A 14,880-nucleotide genomic window follows, 5' to 3' on the forward strand; every position below is an offset into this window, starting at 1 on the left:
CATGAGCCAAGCAACCCGCCAGGAAGTCCCGACGATCAACACCCGCGAGCTGCGCGATGCGTTCGGCGCGTTCATGACCGGCGTGACGATCGTCACCACCGCGCGCGACGACGGCCAGCCGCTCGGCTTCACCGCGAACTCGTTCTCGTCCGTGTCGCTCGACCCCGCGCTGCTGCTCGTCAGCATCGCGAAGACGTCGAGCAATTTCCAGACGTTTTCCACCACGGGCCACTTCGCGATCAACATCCTCGCGGAAGGGCAAAAGGACCTGTCGAACACCTTCGCGCGGCCGAGCGACGATCGCTTCGCGCAGGTCGGCTGGCACCTGAGCGCGCATCGCAACCCGCTGATCGACGACGTCAGCGCGTGGTTCGACTGCACGACGCACGCGGTGATCGACGCGGGCGATCACGCGCTCATCATCGGCAAGGTCGAGGCGTTCCATTCCGCCGGCTACGCGGGGCTCGGCTATTACCGCGGCGGCTATTTCACGCCGGCGAAGCTGTCGGCCGAAGTGATCGCCGGCCCGAAGGTGATCGTGAGCGCGATCATCACGCGCGACGACAAGGTGCTCCTGGTGAAGACGGCCGACGGCAAGTGGGCGCTGCCGACGAAGGAGATCGGCAACGAAGGCGCCGACAAGGCGCTCGCCGAACTCTTCCGGCAGTACCAGCCGGACGCATCGGCAAGCTTCATCTATTCGGTCTACAACAATACCGAGACGCACTACCAGTACATCTCGTTCCTCTGCAGCGCACCGGACGAAGCGGCGGTCGCCGGCGAATTCGTGAGCCTCGACGACATCGAGGCCGGCGCGTTCCAGGACAGCGCACTCGCCAGCATGCTCGAACGCTATCGCAGGGAGAGCCAGTTGAAGAGTTACGGCCTGTACTTCGGCGATCACAGCACCGGCACCGTCCGCCCGCTTCTTTCCTGAAAGGTCACATCATGCGTTTTTCGCTTTTCGTCCACATGGAGCGCGTCTCCGACCAGACCAGCCAAAAGCAGCTGTACGACGAGATGGTCGAGCTCTGCCAGATCGCCGATCGCGGCGGCATGCACGCCGTCTGGACCGGCGAGCACCACGGCATGGACTTCACGATCGCGCCGAACCCGTTCATCAACCTCGCCGATCTGGCCAACAAGACGAAGCGCGTGCGGCTGGGCACCGGCACGGTCGTCGCGCCGTTCTGGCACCCGATCAAGCTGGCCGGCGAAGCCGCGATGACCGACATCATCTCGGGCGGCCGCCTGGAACTCGGGATCGCGCGCGGCGCATACTCGTTCGAATACGAGCGCCTGATGCCGGGCCTCGACGCATGGGGTGCGGGCCAGCGCATGCGCGAACTCATTCCCGCGGTGAAGAAGCTGTGGGAAGGCGACTACGCGCACGAAGGCGAGTTCTGGCAATTCCCGGCGACGACGTCGTCGCCGCTGCCGCTGCAGCAACCGCATCCGCCGATCTGGGTGGCCGCGCGCGATCCGAACAGCCATGAGTTCGCGGTCGCGAACGGCTGCAACGTGCAGGTCACGCCGCTGCACCTCGGCGACGAGGAAGTCGAGAAGCTCGTCGGGCACTTCAACGCCGCGTGCGAGAAGTTCAGCGACGTGCCGCGCCCGCAGATCATGCTGCTGCGTCACACCTACGTGGCGAGCAGCGAGGACGACGCGCAAGTAGCCGCCGACGAAGTCAACGTGTTCTACAACTACTTCGGCGCGTGGTTCAAGAACGAGCGGCCGGTCAGCCGCGGGATGATCAAGCCGTTGAGCCGCGACGAAATCGCCGCGCATCCGTTCTACACGCCGGAAGCGATGCGCAAGAACAACGTGATCGGCACGCCCGCCGAGGTCATCGAGCGTCTGAAGGCATACGAGGCGCTCGGCTTCGACGAGTACTCGTTCTGGATCGATACCGGCATGAGCTTCGAGCGCAAGAAGGCGTCGCTCGAGCGGATGATCCGGGACGTGATGCCTGCGTTTCAATAAGGTGCCGATGCCATGAACGTGCCTTTTCAGCTGTATATCGACGGGAAGTTCGAACCCGGCGCCGCGACCTTCGGCAGCATCAATCCGGCGACCGGCGCCGTGTGGGCGCAGATGCCGGAAGCGCGCACCGACGAGGTCAACCGCGCGGTCACGGCGGCCGGCCGCGCATTGACCGATCCGGCCTGGGCGGGACTGTCCGCATCGGCGCGCGGCAAGCTGCTGTACAAACTCGCCGATCTCGTCGAGCGGGCGGCGCCGCGACTCGCTGAAATCGAAACGAACGACACCGGCAAAATCATCCGGGAGACGTCGAGCCAGATCGCGTACGTCGCCGAGTATTACCGGTACTACGCCGGCATCGCCGACAAGCTCGAAGGCAGCAGCATCCCCGTCGACAAGCCCGACATGCAGGTGTGGCTCGAGCGGCAGCCGGTCGGCGTGGTCGCCGCGATCGTGCCCTGGAACAGCCAGCTGTTCCTGTCCGCGGTCAAGGTCGGCCCGGCCCTCGCGGCCGGCTGCACGGTGGTGCTCAAGGCGTCCGAGGAAGCGCCGGGGCCGTTGCTGGCGTTCGCGCGGCTCGTGCACGAGGCGGGATTCCCGCCGGGCGTCGTCAACGTCATCACCGGCTTCGGCCCGGAATGCGGCGCGGTGCTGAGCGGCCATCCGGGCGTGGACAAGGTCGCGTTCACCGGCGGCCCCGAGACCGCGCGCCACATCGTGCGGAACACGGCCGGCAATCTCGCGAAGGTGTCGCTGGAGCTCGGCGGAAAGTCGCCGTTCATCGTGTTCGCCGATACCGACATCCAGAGCGCGGTGAATGCACAGGTCGCCGCGATCTTCGCGGCGAGCGGCCAAAGCTGCGTCGCGGGTTCGCGCTTGCTGATCGAGGCTTCCGTCAAGGAGCAATTCCTTTCCCTGCTGGTCGAGCGCGTGTCGCGCATTCGCGTGGGGTTGCCCAACGAGCGGGAAACGGAGTACGGCCCGCTGTGCACCGAGCGCCAGCTTCGCAACATCGAGGCGGTCGTCGAGCGCTCGGTGCGCCAGGGCGCAAAGGTACTCACAGGCGGAAAGCAGCTGGCGCGCGACGGCTATTACTACGCGCCGACGATCCTCGACTGCACCGGCGTCGAGCATGCCGACAGCATCACGACGGAACTGTTCGGCCCGGTGCTGTCGGTCGACACGTTCGAATCCGAGCAGGAAGCAATCGAAAAAGCCAACAGCACGGCCTACGGTCTCGCCGCCGGCATCTTCACGACCAACCTCACGCGCGCCCACCGCGTATCGAAGCGCGTGCGCTCGGGCATCGTGTGGATCAACACCTATCGGGCCGTGTCGCCGCTCGTGCCGTTCGGCGGCTTCGGCCTGTCCGGGCACGGCCGTGAGGGCGGCCTGAGCGCCGCGCTCGAATACACGACGACCAAGTCCGTGTGGCTGCGTACGTCGGACGAGCCGATCAGCGACCCGTTCGTGATGCGTTGAGCGAAAACGCATTCGCCTGCAGTATCGATTCAAAGCCGCAGAAGCCATGTCGTGCCATGCCGCGCCGCGCCAGCGAGCCCGTGCGGCGCGGCATGGCCCCGGCAATAAAAATGGAGACAGCATGACAAAGCAGGAAAGCGACGGCAGCGTTCTCGCCATCGAAAGCAACTCGATCGAGTATGTTGCCCCGAAGGCGCGGCACGGCAAGCCGGCCGACCTCTTCACCCTGTGGTTCTGCACCAACGTCGCACCGCTGGCCGTGATCTCGGGCGCCACGTCGGTGCTGGTGTTCCACCTCGACCTGGTGAGCGCGATTCTCGCGATCGCGGCCGGGCAATGCTTCGGCGCGATCTTCCACGCGCTCACCTCCGCGCAGGGGCCGCTCGTCGGCGTGCCGCAGATGATCCAGAGCCGCGCGCAGTTCGGCCGGTACGGGTCGCTGCTGGTGGTGGGGTTCACCACGCTGATCTACCTCGGCTTCTTCGTGTCGAACATCATTCTCGCGGGCAAGACGCTGCACACGGCAGCGCCCGCGGTGCCCGTGCCGGTCGCGACCGTCATCGGCGCGGTGCTCGCGACGCTGGTCGGCGTGATCGGCTGCCACTTCATTCATCGCTTCAACAAGGTCGGCGCGTGGTTCATGGGCGGCGCGCTGCTGATCGGCATCGCGCTGATGGCGCCGGGCCTCGATGCACGGATCTTCCAGCAGGGTCATTTCGATCTCGCGAACTGGTTCGCGATGTTCGGGCTGTGCGCGGTGTGGCAGATCAGCTTCGCACCCTATACGTCCGATTATTCGCGCTACCTGCCGGCCTCCACCGGATTCGGGAAGACCTTTGCGTATACGTATCTCGGCACGTCGCTGGGCACGATCTTCGCGTTCCTGTTCGGCGTGCTCGCCGTCAGCACCGGGCATTCGACCGACGCGATGCAGGCGGTCCGCGAACAGACCGGCGCGTTCGGCTACGTGCTGATCTTCCTGTTCCTCGTCAACATCATCGGCCACAACGGGATGAACCTGTATGGCGCGGTGCTGTCGTTCATCACCGCCGCGCAGACGTTCCGCCCGCGCTGGGTGCCCGGGCGCAACGTGCGCGTCGTCGTGTCGGCGGTGCTGCTGGTGGCGTCGACCGCGACCGCGTTATGGGCGTCGAGCAACTTCATCTCGATCTTCCTCGGCGCGATCTTCGCGTTGCGCATCGTGCTGGCGCCGTGGATCGCGATCAACCTGATCGACTTCTACCTCATCAACAACCGGCACTACCGCGTCGCGGAAATCATCAGCAACAATGGCGGCGCTTACGGGTCGTTCAACGTCAAGGCGATCGCGATCTACGTGTTCGGCATCGCGGTCCAGGTGCCGTTCATGGAAGAAAGCTTCTTCCACGGCCCGTGGGCGTCGATTCTCGGTGGCGCGGACGTGTCGTGGATGGTGGGCCTCGTCGCCACCGCGCTGGCGTGCTACCTGTTCGCATCGAAGGACGGTGCGCGCTCGCGCGGCCGGTGTCCGGCGGGCGCCGGGGCTTTGGATTAACAAAGGAGATCAATCATGAATGAAGACGATGCGCTGTTTCAGAAAGGCTTGCCGATCCGCCGGGAAGTGCTCGGCCCGGAGTACGTCGATGCATCGATGGAGAAAGCCGACGCCTTCATGATGGCGTTCCAGCGCGCGACCACGGCCTGGGCGTGGGGCTGGGCATGGGGCGACGACACGCTCGACCGCAAGACGCGCAGCCTGCTCAACCTCGCGATGCTGACCGCCGGCGGCCATACCAACGAACTCAAGCTGCATGTGAAGGGTGCGCTGAACAACGGCGTGAGCGTCGACGAGATCAAGGCGACGCTGCTGCATGCAACCGCTTATTCGGGCATCCCGCATGGGCTCAGCGCGTTCAAGGCCGCGCATGAGGTGCTGGTGGCCGAAGGGGCGTTGAAGTAATCGACCGGCGACACGCCGGTGCTTCCGATCGCAGGAAGCACCGGCATGGATGAGTTGCCCCACCACACCCGTCACAGCGCGTTCGGCGCCGCCCTCCCGTCCAGCACCGCCGCGACGTTATCGAGCGCGGTAAACCCCATCTGGTCGCGCGTCTCGATCGTCGCGCTGGCCATGTGCGGCGACAGAAACACATTGTCGAGCGTGGCGAAGCGCGGATCGATGTTGGGCTCGTTGCGATAGACGTCGAGCCCCGCGCCAAACAGCCGCCGCGACGCCAACGCATCGTACAGCGCATCCTCGTCGACGAGACTTCCACGCGCCGCGTTGACGAACACCGCACTATCGCGCATCAAACCGAACTCGCGCCGCGTCATCAACGGCGTGCCGCCGCCCGGCACGTGCAGCGTGAGGATGTCGCACTGCGGCAGCAGCGTGTCGAGATCCGCGCAATAGCGCGCGCCCGCCTCGATCTCGGGCGGAGCCGGCCGCCGGTCGGTATAGACGATCCGCATCCCGAACCCGCGCGCACGCTGCGCAACCGCGCGGCCGATCCGGCCGAAGCCGACGATCCCGAGCGTCTTGCCGTTCACGCGCGTGCCGAGCATGTCGGTCATGCCGAACGACTTGCCCCACCCCGCGCGCACGATGCGCTCGTACTCCGATGCACGCCGGCACGCGGCCAGAATGAGCAGCATCGTGAAATCGGCCGTGCAATCGGTCAGCGCGTCGGGCGCATTGCTGACCACGATCCCGCGTGCGCGCGCGGCGCCCACATCCATGTGGTCGTAGCCGGCGCTCGCGTTCGCGATGATCTTCACGCTCGGCGGCAATGCCGCGATGTGCTCGGCCTGCAGCCCCGATTTCTTGCCGATCAGCACCGCCGGTGTTTCGTAACGGTTGCAGAACTCGACGACGGACCGCGCATCCATGTCGGCGTCCGTCACGTACGCATGGAATTCGGCTTCGGCGCGTGCGGCCACGGCCGCGGGAACCCGTCGCGCTACCAGCAGGCGGGGGCGATTGTTATCAGGCATGGTCTCGTCCTTGGGTCGGAAAACGGAGCACAGCCTACGAAGCGCACTCGGCGCGGGTCAATATTGATTGATTCAATCAACGTGTCGGCGCGGCATTGGCCGCGCGCCTGCAGGGCCGGTTCGATTGCGCCGCCCGATGCGTACCACGCCATGAAGGCCCGGTGAACGACGTGCCCGCGAACTCAGGAAAACCCTGACGCTGCCCCGTCGCGACGGGACAGTTGATATTGATTGAAAGAATCAAGATTGCTGGGGAATCGTCACCGCGCAATGCTTTTTGCATGTTCAACGGACTGAAGACGAGGTCGTGAAAATGCAGGAACGAAAAAAAATCGCGGCAGTGACGGGCGCCGGCACCGGAATCGGCCAGGCCGCGGCCGTCGCGCTGGCGCAAGCCGGATTCGGCGTGGCGTTGCTCGGCAGGCGCATCGAGCCGCTGCTCGCGACAAAGGAGATCATCGAGCAGGCCGGCGGCGTGGCCGCGGCAATCCCGACCGACGTCGCCGACGAGGCATCGGTGGACGCGGGCTTCGCACGAATCGAGCGCGAGTTCGGACACCTCGACGTGCTGTTCAACAACGCCGGCCGCAACGCGGGCGCCGTGCCGCTCGACGACTACTCGCTCGAATTCTGGAACGACGTGGTCGCGACCAACCTGACGGGCGTCTTCCTGTGCGCACGCGCCGCGTGGCGCCAGATGAAGCGCCAGACGCCGCAAGGCGGCCGCATCATCAACAACGGTTCGATCTCCGCGCATACGCCGCGCCCGAACACGATCGCGTACACGGCCACCAAGCATGCCGTCCTCGGCATCACGCGCTCGCTCGCGCTCGACGGCCGGCCGTTCAACATCGCGTGCGGCCAGATCGACATCGGCAATGCCGCCACGTCGCTCACCGAGCGCATGAACAGCGGCGTGCCGCAGGCCGACGGTCGCGTCGCGCCCGAGCCGCGCGTCGACGTCGCGCACGTTGCGCACGCCATCGTGCAGATGGCGAGCCTGCCGCTCGAGGCCAACATTCTGAACATGACGATCATGGCGACCGCGATGCCCTTCGTCGGGCGCGGCTGACCGGACGCTCGCCGGCGCACACGACAACCACGCGCCGGCCCACCCATCAGGAGACGATATTGAAAACCGCAGAAGAACAGGTTTCGGTCATGCGCGAGTTCGACTCGCACGCGGGCGTCACCAGAAGATCGCGCGTGCGCTACGGCGTGCTGTCGATGCTGCTGGTGGCGACCATCCTCAACTACGTCGACCGCTCGGCACTCGGCATCGTCGCACCGGCGCTGTCGAAGGACCTCGCACTCACCCGCGTCCAGATGGGCGAGCTGTTCGCCGTGTTCGGCCTTGCATACTCGCTCGCGCTGCTGCCGGCGGGCGTGCTTGCCGACATGCTCGGCTCGCGCGTCGCCTATGCGCTGTCGCTGGTCGGCTGGTCGCTGGCGACGCTGACACAAGGGCTCGCGCACGGCTACCACATGCTGCTCGGCTCGCGGGCCGCGATGGGCGCGCTGGAAGCGCCGGCCTTTCCGTCGAATGCCCGCGCGGTGACGATGTGGTTCCCGGTGCAGGAGCGCGGCTTCGCGACCAGCGTCTACGTGATGGGGCAATACATCGGCACGCCGCTCTTCACCGGGCTGCTGCTGTGGATCTCGTCGGCATTCGGCTGGCGCGCCGTGTTCTTTGCGACCGGCGGCTTCGGCATCCTGTTCAGCGTCGTCTGGTACCGGCTCTATCGCGATCCGTCGCGGCATCGCAGCGTCAATGCGGCCGAGCTGCAATACATCACCGAAGGGCGCCCGGTCGTGACCGCGCGCGAGCGTTTCGACTGGCGCATGGCGCTGCGCCTGCTCGGTTACCGGCAGATCCTCGCGATCTGTCTCGGCAAGTTCTGCAACAACACGCTGCTGGTGTTCTTCACGACCTGGTTCATGACCTACCTGGTCGAGGAACGGCACATGTCGATGATCAAGGTCGGCTTCTTCCAGGCGATGCCGTTCATCGGCGCGACGCTCGGGATCCTGATCGCCGGCTACCTGTCCGATCTTTGCATCCGGCGCGGCGTGTCGATGTCGTCGTCCCGCAAGGCGCCGCTCGTGATCGGCACCTTCCTCGGCGCGTCGATCGTGCTCGTCAACTTCGTGCACTCGAACGCGCTGGTGATCGCGATCCTGACCGTCGCGTTCTTCGCGCAGGGGATCGGCTCGATGTCCTGGGCCGCGGTATCCGAGATCGCGCCGAAACGCTATGTCGGGCTCACCAGCAGCATCACGAGCCTCGCGGCCAATATCGCGGCCGTCACCACGCCACTGATGATCGGCTACGTGACGCAGCACACCGGCAGCTTCTTCTGGGCACTGAACCTGATGGGCGCGATCTGCCTCGTCGGCACGCTGTCGTACTCCGTGCTGCTCGGCAAGTTGTCGCGCATCGAGCTCTGACCCCGTTCGAATCTCCTTACCTGCCGCTCTTGCGGCTTCACCCAATCCAGTCTGCGCTCATGATCGAATTCAAATGGGATCACCTGCAACTCTGCTCGGCTGACGCCGAGGCCACCGCCGCGTGGTTCGCGCGCTGCCTGAACGCCGACATCGTGCGGCGCCCCGGCCGCGTCGACCTGCGGATCGGCACCATCAACCTGTTCATCACGGCCCTGCCCGACGCACGACCGGCCGCCGTGCCCGACGGCGCGCGCGTGCAAGGCATCGATCACTTCGGCGTGCTGGTCGACGATCTCGATGCCGCGTATGCACACCTGCTCGAGCATGGCGCCGACATCGTCCAGCCCGTCACACAGATCCGTGCCGGCGTGCGCGGCTGTTTCGTGCGCGCGCCGGGCGAGATCCTCGTCGAGGTGCTCGAGCGGCGCCCGGCCGAGATGACATTCAGTTGAACCCGGTCTATAGTCGGCGCAAGCGGCCGCGCACCGGCCGCGTCCTCATCACGACTCCCCATGCACAACTGGATCACCCTGACCGAAGCCGCACGGCGGCTCGGCGTGCGAGCGCAAACCGTCTATGCGTATGCGAGCCGCGGCAGCATCGCCGTGATGCAGGATCCGGACGATCCGCGCAAGAGCCTGTATCGCGTCGAGGACGTGGTCGCGCTGTGCCGCAAGAAACAGGTCGGCCGCAAGCATGCGGCGCTGGCGGCGAGCACGATCTTCGGTGCCGAGCCCTGCATCTACAGCGGCATCACCACGTTCGCCAAGGGCCGCGCGTGGTATCGCGGCCGCGACAGCATTCAACTGTCGGACACCGCCACGCTCGAGGAAACGGCCGCGCTGCTGTGGCAGGCCACCACGCCGGTGTCGTTCGATACGCCCGCGGTTACGCTGCCGCCCGGCGAGCGCGATCGGCAATGCGCGTTCACGATGCTCGCGACGCTGGCCGCGCACGGGCACTCGACGCTCGGCCGGCTCGACAGCGCGCTGCACGCCGAGGCCGGGCAGCTCGTCGCGATCGTCTCGCGCGCGTTCGGCGCGCATGACGACGCCGATGCGGGCCCGCGCTGGACCCATCAGCGGCTCGCAGCCGGCTGGGGCCTCGACGACCATGGCGCGGATCTGCTGCGCCGCGCGATGGTGCTGGTCGCCGATCACGAGATCACGAGCTCGGCGTTCGCCGCGCGCATCACCGCATCGACCGGCGCGTCGCTCGCGGGCTGCCTGCTGACCGGACTCGCGACACTCTCGGGCCCGCTGCACGGCGACGCATCGGGACGCGTGCGCGCGGTGTTCGACGACGTGGAGCGGCTCGGCGCCGAGCACGTGGTCGATCATCACCTGAAGTCCGCGATCCCGATTCCCGGTTTCGGCCATCATCTTTATCCGGATGGCGATCCGCGCGCGGCCGCATTGCTCGCGCGGCTCGATCCGCCGGCGGAACTGGCGCACTTCATCGACAAGGTGACGACACTCACCGGCCAGCGGCCGACCATCGACGTCGCGCTCGCGATGCTGTCGGTGCAGCTTCGGTTGCCGCGCGACGCGGCTTTCGGGCTGTTCTCGATCGCGCGCAGCGTCGGGCTGCTGGCCCACTGCATCGAGCAGCTGCGCGTGGGCAAGGTGATCCGGCCGCGCAGCCGGTATACGGGGCCGGCGCTCGACGAACGGCATCTGCGCGCCGAGGCCGATGACGACGGCAAATTGCCGAAAGCCGGCGTGATCGAGAAGAATCGCGTGTTCAAGATTGTGGATTGACTGCGGCTACGATCGACTGCCAGGCATCGACGCGGTCTTTCGACCCATCATTGTTCCGAGCAAAGATTGCACTCGGCGTCGCGACCCAACGCGTCGACCGATAGTATTCACGAGCGATACGCCCCTAAAACCCGAACGTTTCACGACTGAAACATTTCCCATGCGGATCCGGCACCGCGCCGGCCGCGTTTTCCGCGTGTGCCGCCGCATGCAGCCTTCTCCAGTGCGCCGTTGCCGGTGCGTCGGTACGAAAGCGCGCGGCGTTCGCGCAGACGAAACGTATCAGACCTGAAACCAAATCGGCATTCGAGCCCCGCTGCCGCCGACGGCATGCCTCCTTCCGCCGTCAGACGCACCCGCCGCCGCATCTGGCCCGCTCCTTGCTGTTGCTCCGATGCAAACACAAGCAGTCGCACCAAGCGACCAACAGCACAAAATAATATCGGGGTGAGCGATGAACAAGACGGAGCGCTTGGCGGCCGGCATGTGCGCGCGCGGCGAGTTGCCGCGGCGGTCGGACCGTCATCAGGCTGGCGGCGCGCTGTAATGCAGGCCGCCGCCACGCAAGCCGCTGCCGCGGCCGGGGAGCCGTGCGCCGATCACGGCTGGAATCTGCCACACGGATCGGGTATCGAAGACGATCCGCTGCTCGGCTGCCTGCTCGTGCTGACGCGGCTGTTCGACCGGCCGGTGGGCATCGACACGCTCGTGGCCGGGCTGCCGCTCGCCGGCCGGCGCCTGACGCCGGCACTGTTCGTGCGGGCCGCGGCGCGCGCCGGCCTCTCGGCCAAACTGGCCCGGCGCGCGCTGCGCGACATCCCGGATGCGGTCCTGCCCGCGGTGCTGCTGCTCGACGACGGCCAAGCCTGCGTGCTGGTTCGCCGCAACGCGTGCGGCACCTTGCAGGTGATCCTCCCTGAAACCGGCATCGGCGAAGAAACCGTCGACGCGACTGAACTCGCGCAACGCCATGCCGGCCATGTGCTGTTCGCGCGCCCGGCCCACCGGTTCGATGCGCGCGACACGGAAAGCGTCGTGCCGCGCCCGCGCCACTGGTTCTGGGGCGTGGTCGCGCAATCGTGGCCGATCTATGCCGAAGTCATGCTCGCGTCGACGCTGATCAACCTGTTCGCGCTGGCGATGCCGCTATTCACGATGAACGTCTACGACCGTGTCGTGCCGAACCGGTCGCTCGAGACGCTGTGGGCGCTGGCGGCCGGCATCGCGCTGGTGATCGTGTTCGACGTGGTGATGCGCACGTTGCGCGGCTATTTCATCGACGTGGCGGGCAAGAAGATCGACGTGATCCTGTCGGCGAACCTGTACGAGAAGGTGCTCGGCATCCGGATGGCGGCGCGGCCGCCGTCCGTTGGCGGGTTCGCGTCGCAGATCCAGGAATTCGAAGCGGTGCGGGAGTTCCTCACGTCGGCGACGGCGGCGGCGCTGATCGACCTGCCGTTTTCGATCGTGTTCGTCGCGGCGATGTTCTGGGTCGGCGGCGGGCTCGGCTGGCTGCCGCTGCTGGCGTTGCCGCTCGTGATCGGCGCGGGCATCGCCGTGCAGGGGCCGCTCGCGCGTGCCGTGCAGGCCAGCCAGCGCCACGCGAGCCAGCGCCAGGCCCTGCTGATCGAGACGCTGGTCGGGCTCGAGACGATCAAGGTCAACGGCGCGGAAGGACCGATGCAGGCGCGCTGGGAGCAGCAGCTTGGCGAGATCGCCCGGCTCGGGCTCAAGTCGCGCCTGCTGTCGGGCTGCGCGGTCAATTTCGCGATGTTCGCGCAGCAGGCGGCCTATCTCGCGGTGGTCCTGTGCGGCGTGTACATGATCGGCGACGACCGGCTCACGACCGGTGGACTGATCGCCTGCACGATCTTCACCGGCCGCGCGCTCGCGCCGATGGGCCAGGTGGCGTCGCTGCTGACCCGCTACCACCAGTCGCGCAGCGCGCTGGCGTCGATCGACGGCGTGATGAACCTGCCCGGCGAGCGTCCGGCCGAGCAGCGCTTCGTCCATCGGCCGGCGCTGCGCGGCGAGATCGAATTCCGCAACGTCAGCTTCGCTTACCCGGGCCAGAGCGGCGTTTCGCTGGACGGCGTGTCGTTCCGCATCGCCGCGGGCGAGCGCGTCGGCATCATCGGGCGCGTCGGCTCGGGCAAGACCACGATCGAAAAACTCGTCCTCGGCCTCTATCCGCCGGCTTCCGGCAATGTCCTGATCGACGGCGTCGAGCTGCGTCAGTACGACCCTGCCGCGCTGCGGCGCGGGATCGGTCACGTGCCGCAGGACGTGATGCTGTTCAACGGCACCGTGCGCGACAACATCGTGCTGGGCGCACCGGGCACGGACGACGACGCCGTGCTGCGCGCCGCGCAGGTCGCCGGCGTCGCGGACTTCGTCAACCGTTTGCCGAACGGCTTCGATCTCGCGGTGGGCGAGCGCGGCGAAGCGCTGTCCGGCGGACAGCGCCAGGCCGTCGCGATCGCCCGCGCGATGCTGCTGTCGCCGCCGGTGCTGTTGCTCGACGAGCCCAGCAGCGCGATGGACAACCGCTCCGAAGAGCTGTTCAAGGCACGTCTGTCGGTCCAGTTGGCCGGCCGCACGCTGCTGCTCGTCACGCACCGTCCGTCGCTGCTCACGCTCGTCGACCGCCTGATCGTGATGGATCAGGGCCGCGTCGTCGCCGACGGCCCGAAGGACCAGGTCCTCGCGGCGCTTGCAGGGAGAACGCTCCATGTCGCTGCTGGCTGAACCCGACGGCGCCGGCGCGCCGCCGACGACGCGCATCGCCGCGCTCAACGCGCTGCGCGGGCGAATCGGCGCCGCGCTGAAGCCGCGCGCCGACGATACCGCGTTCATGCGCGAACGCTGCGCGGCCGCGCTGGAGGGGCCGCGCTACTTCACCCATTGGATCCTGTGGGCGACGCTCGCGTTCTTCGTCGTCGCCCTCCTGTGGGCCGCGTTCGCCGAAGTCGATGAAGTCACCGTCGGGGAAGGCAAGGTGATCCCGTCCAGTCGCGTACAGGTGGTGCAGAACCTCGAGGGCGGGATCGTCTCCGAGATCATGGTGCGCGTCGGCCAGGTCGTGCAGAAAGGCCAGCCGTTGATGCGCATCGACGATACGCGGTTCACGTCGTCGTACAAGGAAGGACAGGCGAAGGATGCCGCGCTGCTTGCCCGTATCGCGCGCCTGAGCGCCGAAGCGAACGGCACCGCCTTCGTCGTGCCCGATCGCCTGGCACCGACGAACCAGGGCCTGCTGGACGAGGAACGCTCACTGTTCGAGTCCCGTCAGCGCGAATTGCAGGCCAATCTCGACGTGCTCCGGCAACAGGCCGAACAGCACCGTCAGGAACTCGCGGAGAAGCGCTCGCGCGAGGCGCAGCTGCAGCGCAGCTACGGGCTCGTCGCGAAGGAGCTGGCGTTGACGAGCCCGCTCGTGGCCAAAGGCGCGGTATCCGACGTCGAGGTGCTGCGGCTCGAGCGGCAGGCGACCGACATGAAGGGCGACCTCGATGCGACGCGCCTCGCGATGCCGCGGCTGGAAGCCGCCTATCGCGAGGCACGCCAGAAAATCGACGAAACGACCGCGCATTTTCGCGCCGATGCAATGAAGGAACTGAACCTCGCGCGTGCCGATCAGTCGGCGCTGAGTGCGGCCAATGTCGCGCTCGAGGACCGCGTCACGCGCACGCTGGTGCGCGCGCCGCTGAAGGGCATGGTCAAGCAGATCAAGATCAATACCGTCGGCGGCGTGATCCAGCCGGGGATGGACCTGCTGGAAATCGTGCCACTCGACGACACGCTTTTGATCGAGGCACGCGTGCGACCGTCGGACATCGCATTCCTGCACCCGGGGCAGGACGCGACCGTCAAGCTGTCAGCGTATGACTTCTCGATCTACGGCGGCTTTCCCGCCGTCGTCGAGGACATCAGCGCCGACACGATCGTGCCGGACCGTCCCGGCGAGAAGCCGGACAGCTATTACCGCGTACTGGTGCGTACCCGGCAAAGCAAGCCGAGCGGACGGAGCCAGCCGGTCGCGATCGTGCCGGGCATGATCGCGACCGTCGACATCCGCACCGGACGCCGGACCGTACTGCATTACCTGCTCAAGCCCGTCATCAAGACCAAGGAAATGGCATTGCGCGAGCGCTGACACGAGAACCGATTTGCAGTTCATCGGGCATGCGCCGCATCGGGTGGCGCAGCGCCCGCATCAAAACATGACAGG

12 protein-coding genes are annotated in these 14,880 nt (G+C 66.8%); 11 read left to right on the plus strand and 1 reads right to left on the minus strand.

Translation table 11 applies throughout. From position 1 onward, the window contains the following. Window position 1: 1 nt before the first annotated feature. The 5 genes from AC1Z3W_RS17990 (at window position 2) to AC1Z3W_RS18010 (ending at window position 5,407) form a co-directional block, all read left to right on the plus strand. Window positions 2-937 (plus strand): flavin reductase, encoded by a 936-nt coding sequence (locus AC1Z3W_RS17990; protein ID WP_175826337.1) that lies wholly within the window; start codon window positions 2-4, stop codon window positions 935-937. Between the two features lie 11 nt (window positions 938-948). After that, a complete protein-coding gene (locus tag AC1Z3W_RS17995) occupies window positions 949-1,986 on the plus strand; it encodes an LLM class flavin-dependent oxidoreductase (RefSeq protein WP_483508145.1) in 1,038 nt (345 codons plus the stop codon). Between the two features lie 12 nt (window positions 1,987-1,998). Continuing rightward, on the plus strand, window positions 1,999-3,468 hold the full coding sequence (locus AC1Z3W_RS18000; protein WP_483508146.1) for an aldehyde dehydrogenase: 1,470 nt from the start codon (window positions 1,999-2,001) through the stop codon (window positions 3,466-3,468). Between the two features lie 121 nt (window positions 3,469-3,589). Beyond that, a complete protein-coding gene (locus AC1Z3W_RS18005; protein WP_483508147.1) occupies window positions 3,590-5,002 on the plus strand; it encodes a purine-cytosine permease family protein in 1,413 nt (470 codons plus the stop codon). Window positions 5,003-5,017: 15 nt separating this feature from the next. Further along, the gene (locus tag AC1Z3W_RS18010; RefSeq protein WP_059516993.1) at window positions 5,018-5,407 is read left to right on the plus strand and encodes a carboxymuconolactone decarboxylase family protein; all 390 of its coding nucleotides are present in this window, start codon (window positions 5,018-5,020) and stop codon (window positions 5,405-5,407) included. A 71-nt stretch (window positions 5,408-5,478) separates the two neighbouring features. On the opposite strand, the gene AC1Z3W_RS18015 is transcribed toward AC1Z3W_RS18010, so the two are convergent. Further along, window positions 5,479-6,441 carry a 2-hydroxyacid dehydrogenase gene (locus AC1Z3W_RS18015; protein ID WP_124835423.1) on the minus strand — a complete coding sequence of 321 codons (963 nt, stop codon included), beginning with the start codon at window positions 6,439-6,441 and terminating at the stop codon, window positions 5,479-5,481. 313 nt (window positions 6,442-6,754) lie between these two features. Between AC1Z3W_RS18015 and AC1Z3W_RS18020 the strand changes: the two genes are divergently transcribed. From AC1Z3W_RS18020 to AC1Z3W_RS18045, 6 genes are all read left to right on the plus strand, one after another. After that, window positions 6,755-7,513 carry an SDR family oxidoreductase gene (locus tag AC1Z3W_RS18020; RefSeq protein WP_057927342.1) on the plus strand — a complete coding sequence of 253 codons (759 nt, stop codon included), beginning with the start codon at window positions 6,755-6,757 and terminating at the stop codon, window positions 7,511-7,513. Window positions 7,514-7,602: 89 nt separating this feature from the next. Next, a complete protein-coding gene (locus AC1Z3W_RS18025; RefSeq protein ID WP_057927343.1) occupies window positions 7,603-8,889 on the plus strand; it encodes an MFS transporter in 1,287 nt (428 codons plus the stop codon). Between the two features lie 59 nt (window positions 8,890-8,948). Next, entirely contained in the window at window positions 8,949-9,341 is a 393-nt protein-coding gene (locus tag AC1Z3W_RS18030) for a VOC family protein (protein ID WP_057927344.1), read from the plus strand. Window positions 9,342-9,401: 60 nt separating this feature from the next. Next, window positions 9,402-10,649 (plus strand): citrate/2-methylcitrate synthase, encoded by a 1,248-nt coding sequence (locus AC1Z3W_RS18035; RefSeq protein WP_124835422.1) that lies wholly within the window; start codon window positions 9,402-9,404, stop codon window positions 10,647-10,649. Window positions 10,650-11,195: 546 nt separating this feature from the next. Next, entirely contained in the window at window positions 11,196-13,397 is a 2,202-nt protein-coding gene (locus tag AC1Z3W_RS18040; protein WP_483508333.1) for a type I secretion system permease/ATPase, read from the plus strand. Continuing rightward, window positions 13,381-14,805, plus strand: a complete 1,425-nt coding sequence (locus AC1Z3W_RS18045; RefSeq protein ID WP_483508148.1) for an HlyD family type I secretion periplasmic adaptor subunit — start codon at window positions 13,381-13,383, stop codon at window positions 14,803-14,805. Before AC1Z3W_RS18040 ends, AC1Z3W_RS18045 begins: the two co-directional genes overlap by 17 nt. The last annotated feature ends 75 nt before the right edge of the window (window positions 14,806-14,880 follow it).

Source organism: Burkholderia sp. 10_S31, from assembly GCF_056930375.1.

Excerpts from the sequence above, each read along its gene's own strand:
- AC1Z3W_RS17990 (WP_175826337.1), top strand. The coding sequence starts at position 2 with ATGAGCCAAGCAACCCGCCAGGAAGTCCCGACGATCAACACCCGCGAG.
- AC1Z3W_RS17995 (WP_483508145.1), top strand. The coding sequence starts at position 949 with ATGCGTTTTTCGCTTTTCGTCCACATGGAGCGCGTCTCCGACCAGACC.
- AC1Z3W_RS18000 (WP_483508146.1), top strand. The coding sequence starts at position 1,999 with ATGAACGTGCCTTTTCAGCTGTATATCGACGGGAAGTTCGAACCCGGC.
- AC1Z3W_RS18005 (WP_483508147.1), top strand. The coding sequence starts at position 3,590 with ATGACAAAGCAGGAAAGCGACGGCAGCGTTCTCGCCATCGAAAGCAAC.
- AC1Z3W_RS18010 (WP_059516993.1), top strand. The coding sequence starts at position 5,018 with ATGAATGAAGACGATGCGCTGTTTCAGAAAGGCTTGCCGATCCGCCGG.
- AC1Z3W_RS18015 (WP_124835423.1), bottom strand. The coding sequence starts at position 6,441 with ATGCCTGATAACAATCGCCCCCGCCTGCTGGTAGCGCGACGGGTTCCC.
- AC1Z3W_RS18020 (WP_057927342.1), top strand. The coding sequence starts at position 6,755 with ATGCAGGAACGAAAAAAAATCGCGGCAGTGACGGGCGCCGGCACCGGA.
- AC1Z3W_RS18025 (WP_057927343.1), top strand. The coding sequence starts at position 7,603 with ATGCGCGAGTTCGACTCGCACGCGGGCGTCACCAGAAGATCGCGCGTG.
- AC1Z3W_RS18030 (WP_057927344.1), top strand. The coding sequence starts at position 8,949 with ATGATCGAATTCAAATGGGATCACCTGCAACTCTGCTCGGCTGACGCC.
- AC1Z3W_RS18035 (WP_124835422.1), top strand. The coding sequence starts at position 9,402 with ATGCACAACTGGATCACCCTGACCGAAGCCGCACGGCGGCTCGGCGTG.
- AC1Z3W_RS18040 (WP_483508333.1), top strand. The coding sequence starts at position 11,196 with ATGCAGGCCGCCGCCACGCAAGCCGCTGCCGCGGCCGGGGAGCCGTGC.
- AC1Z3W_RS18045 (WP_483508148.1), top strand. The coding sequence starts at position 13,381 with ATGTCGCTGCTGGCTGAACCCGACGGCGCCGGCGCGCCGCCGACGACG.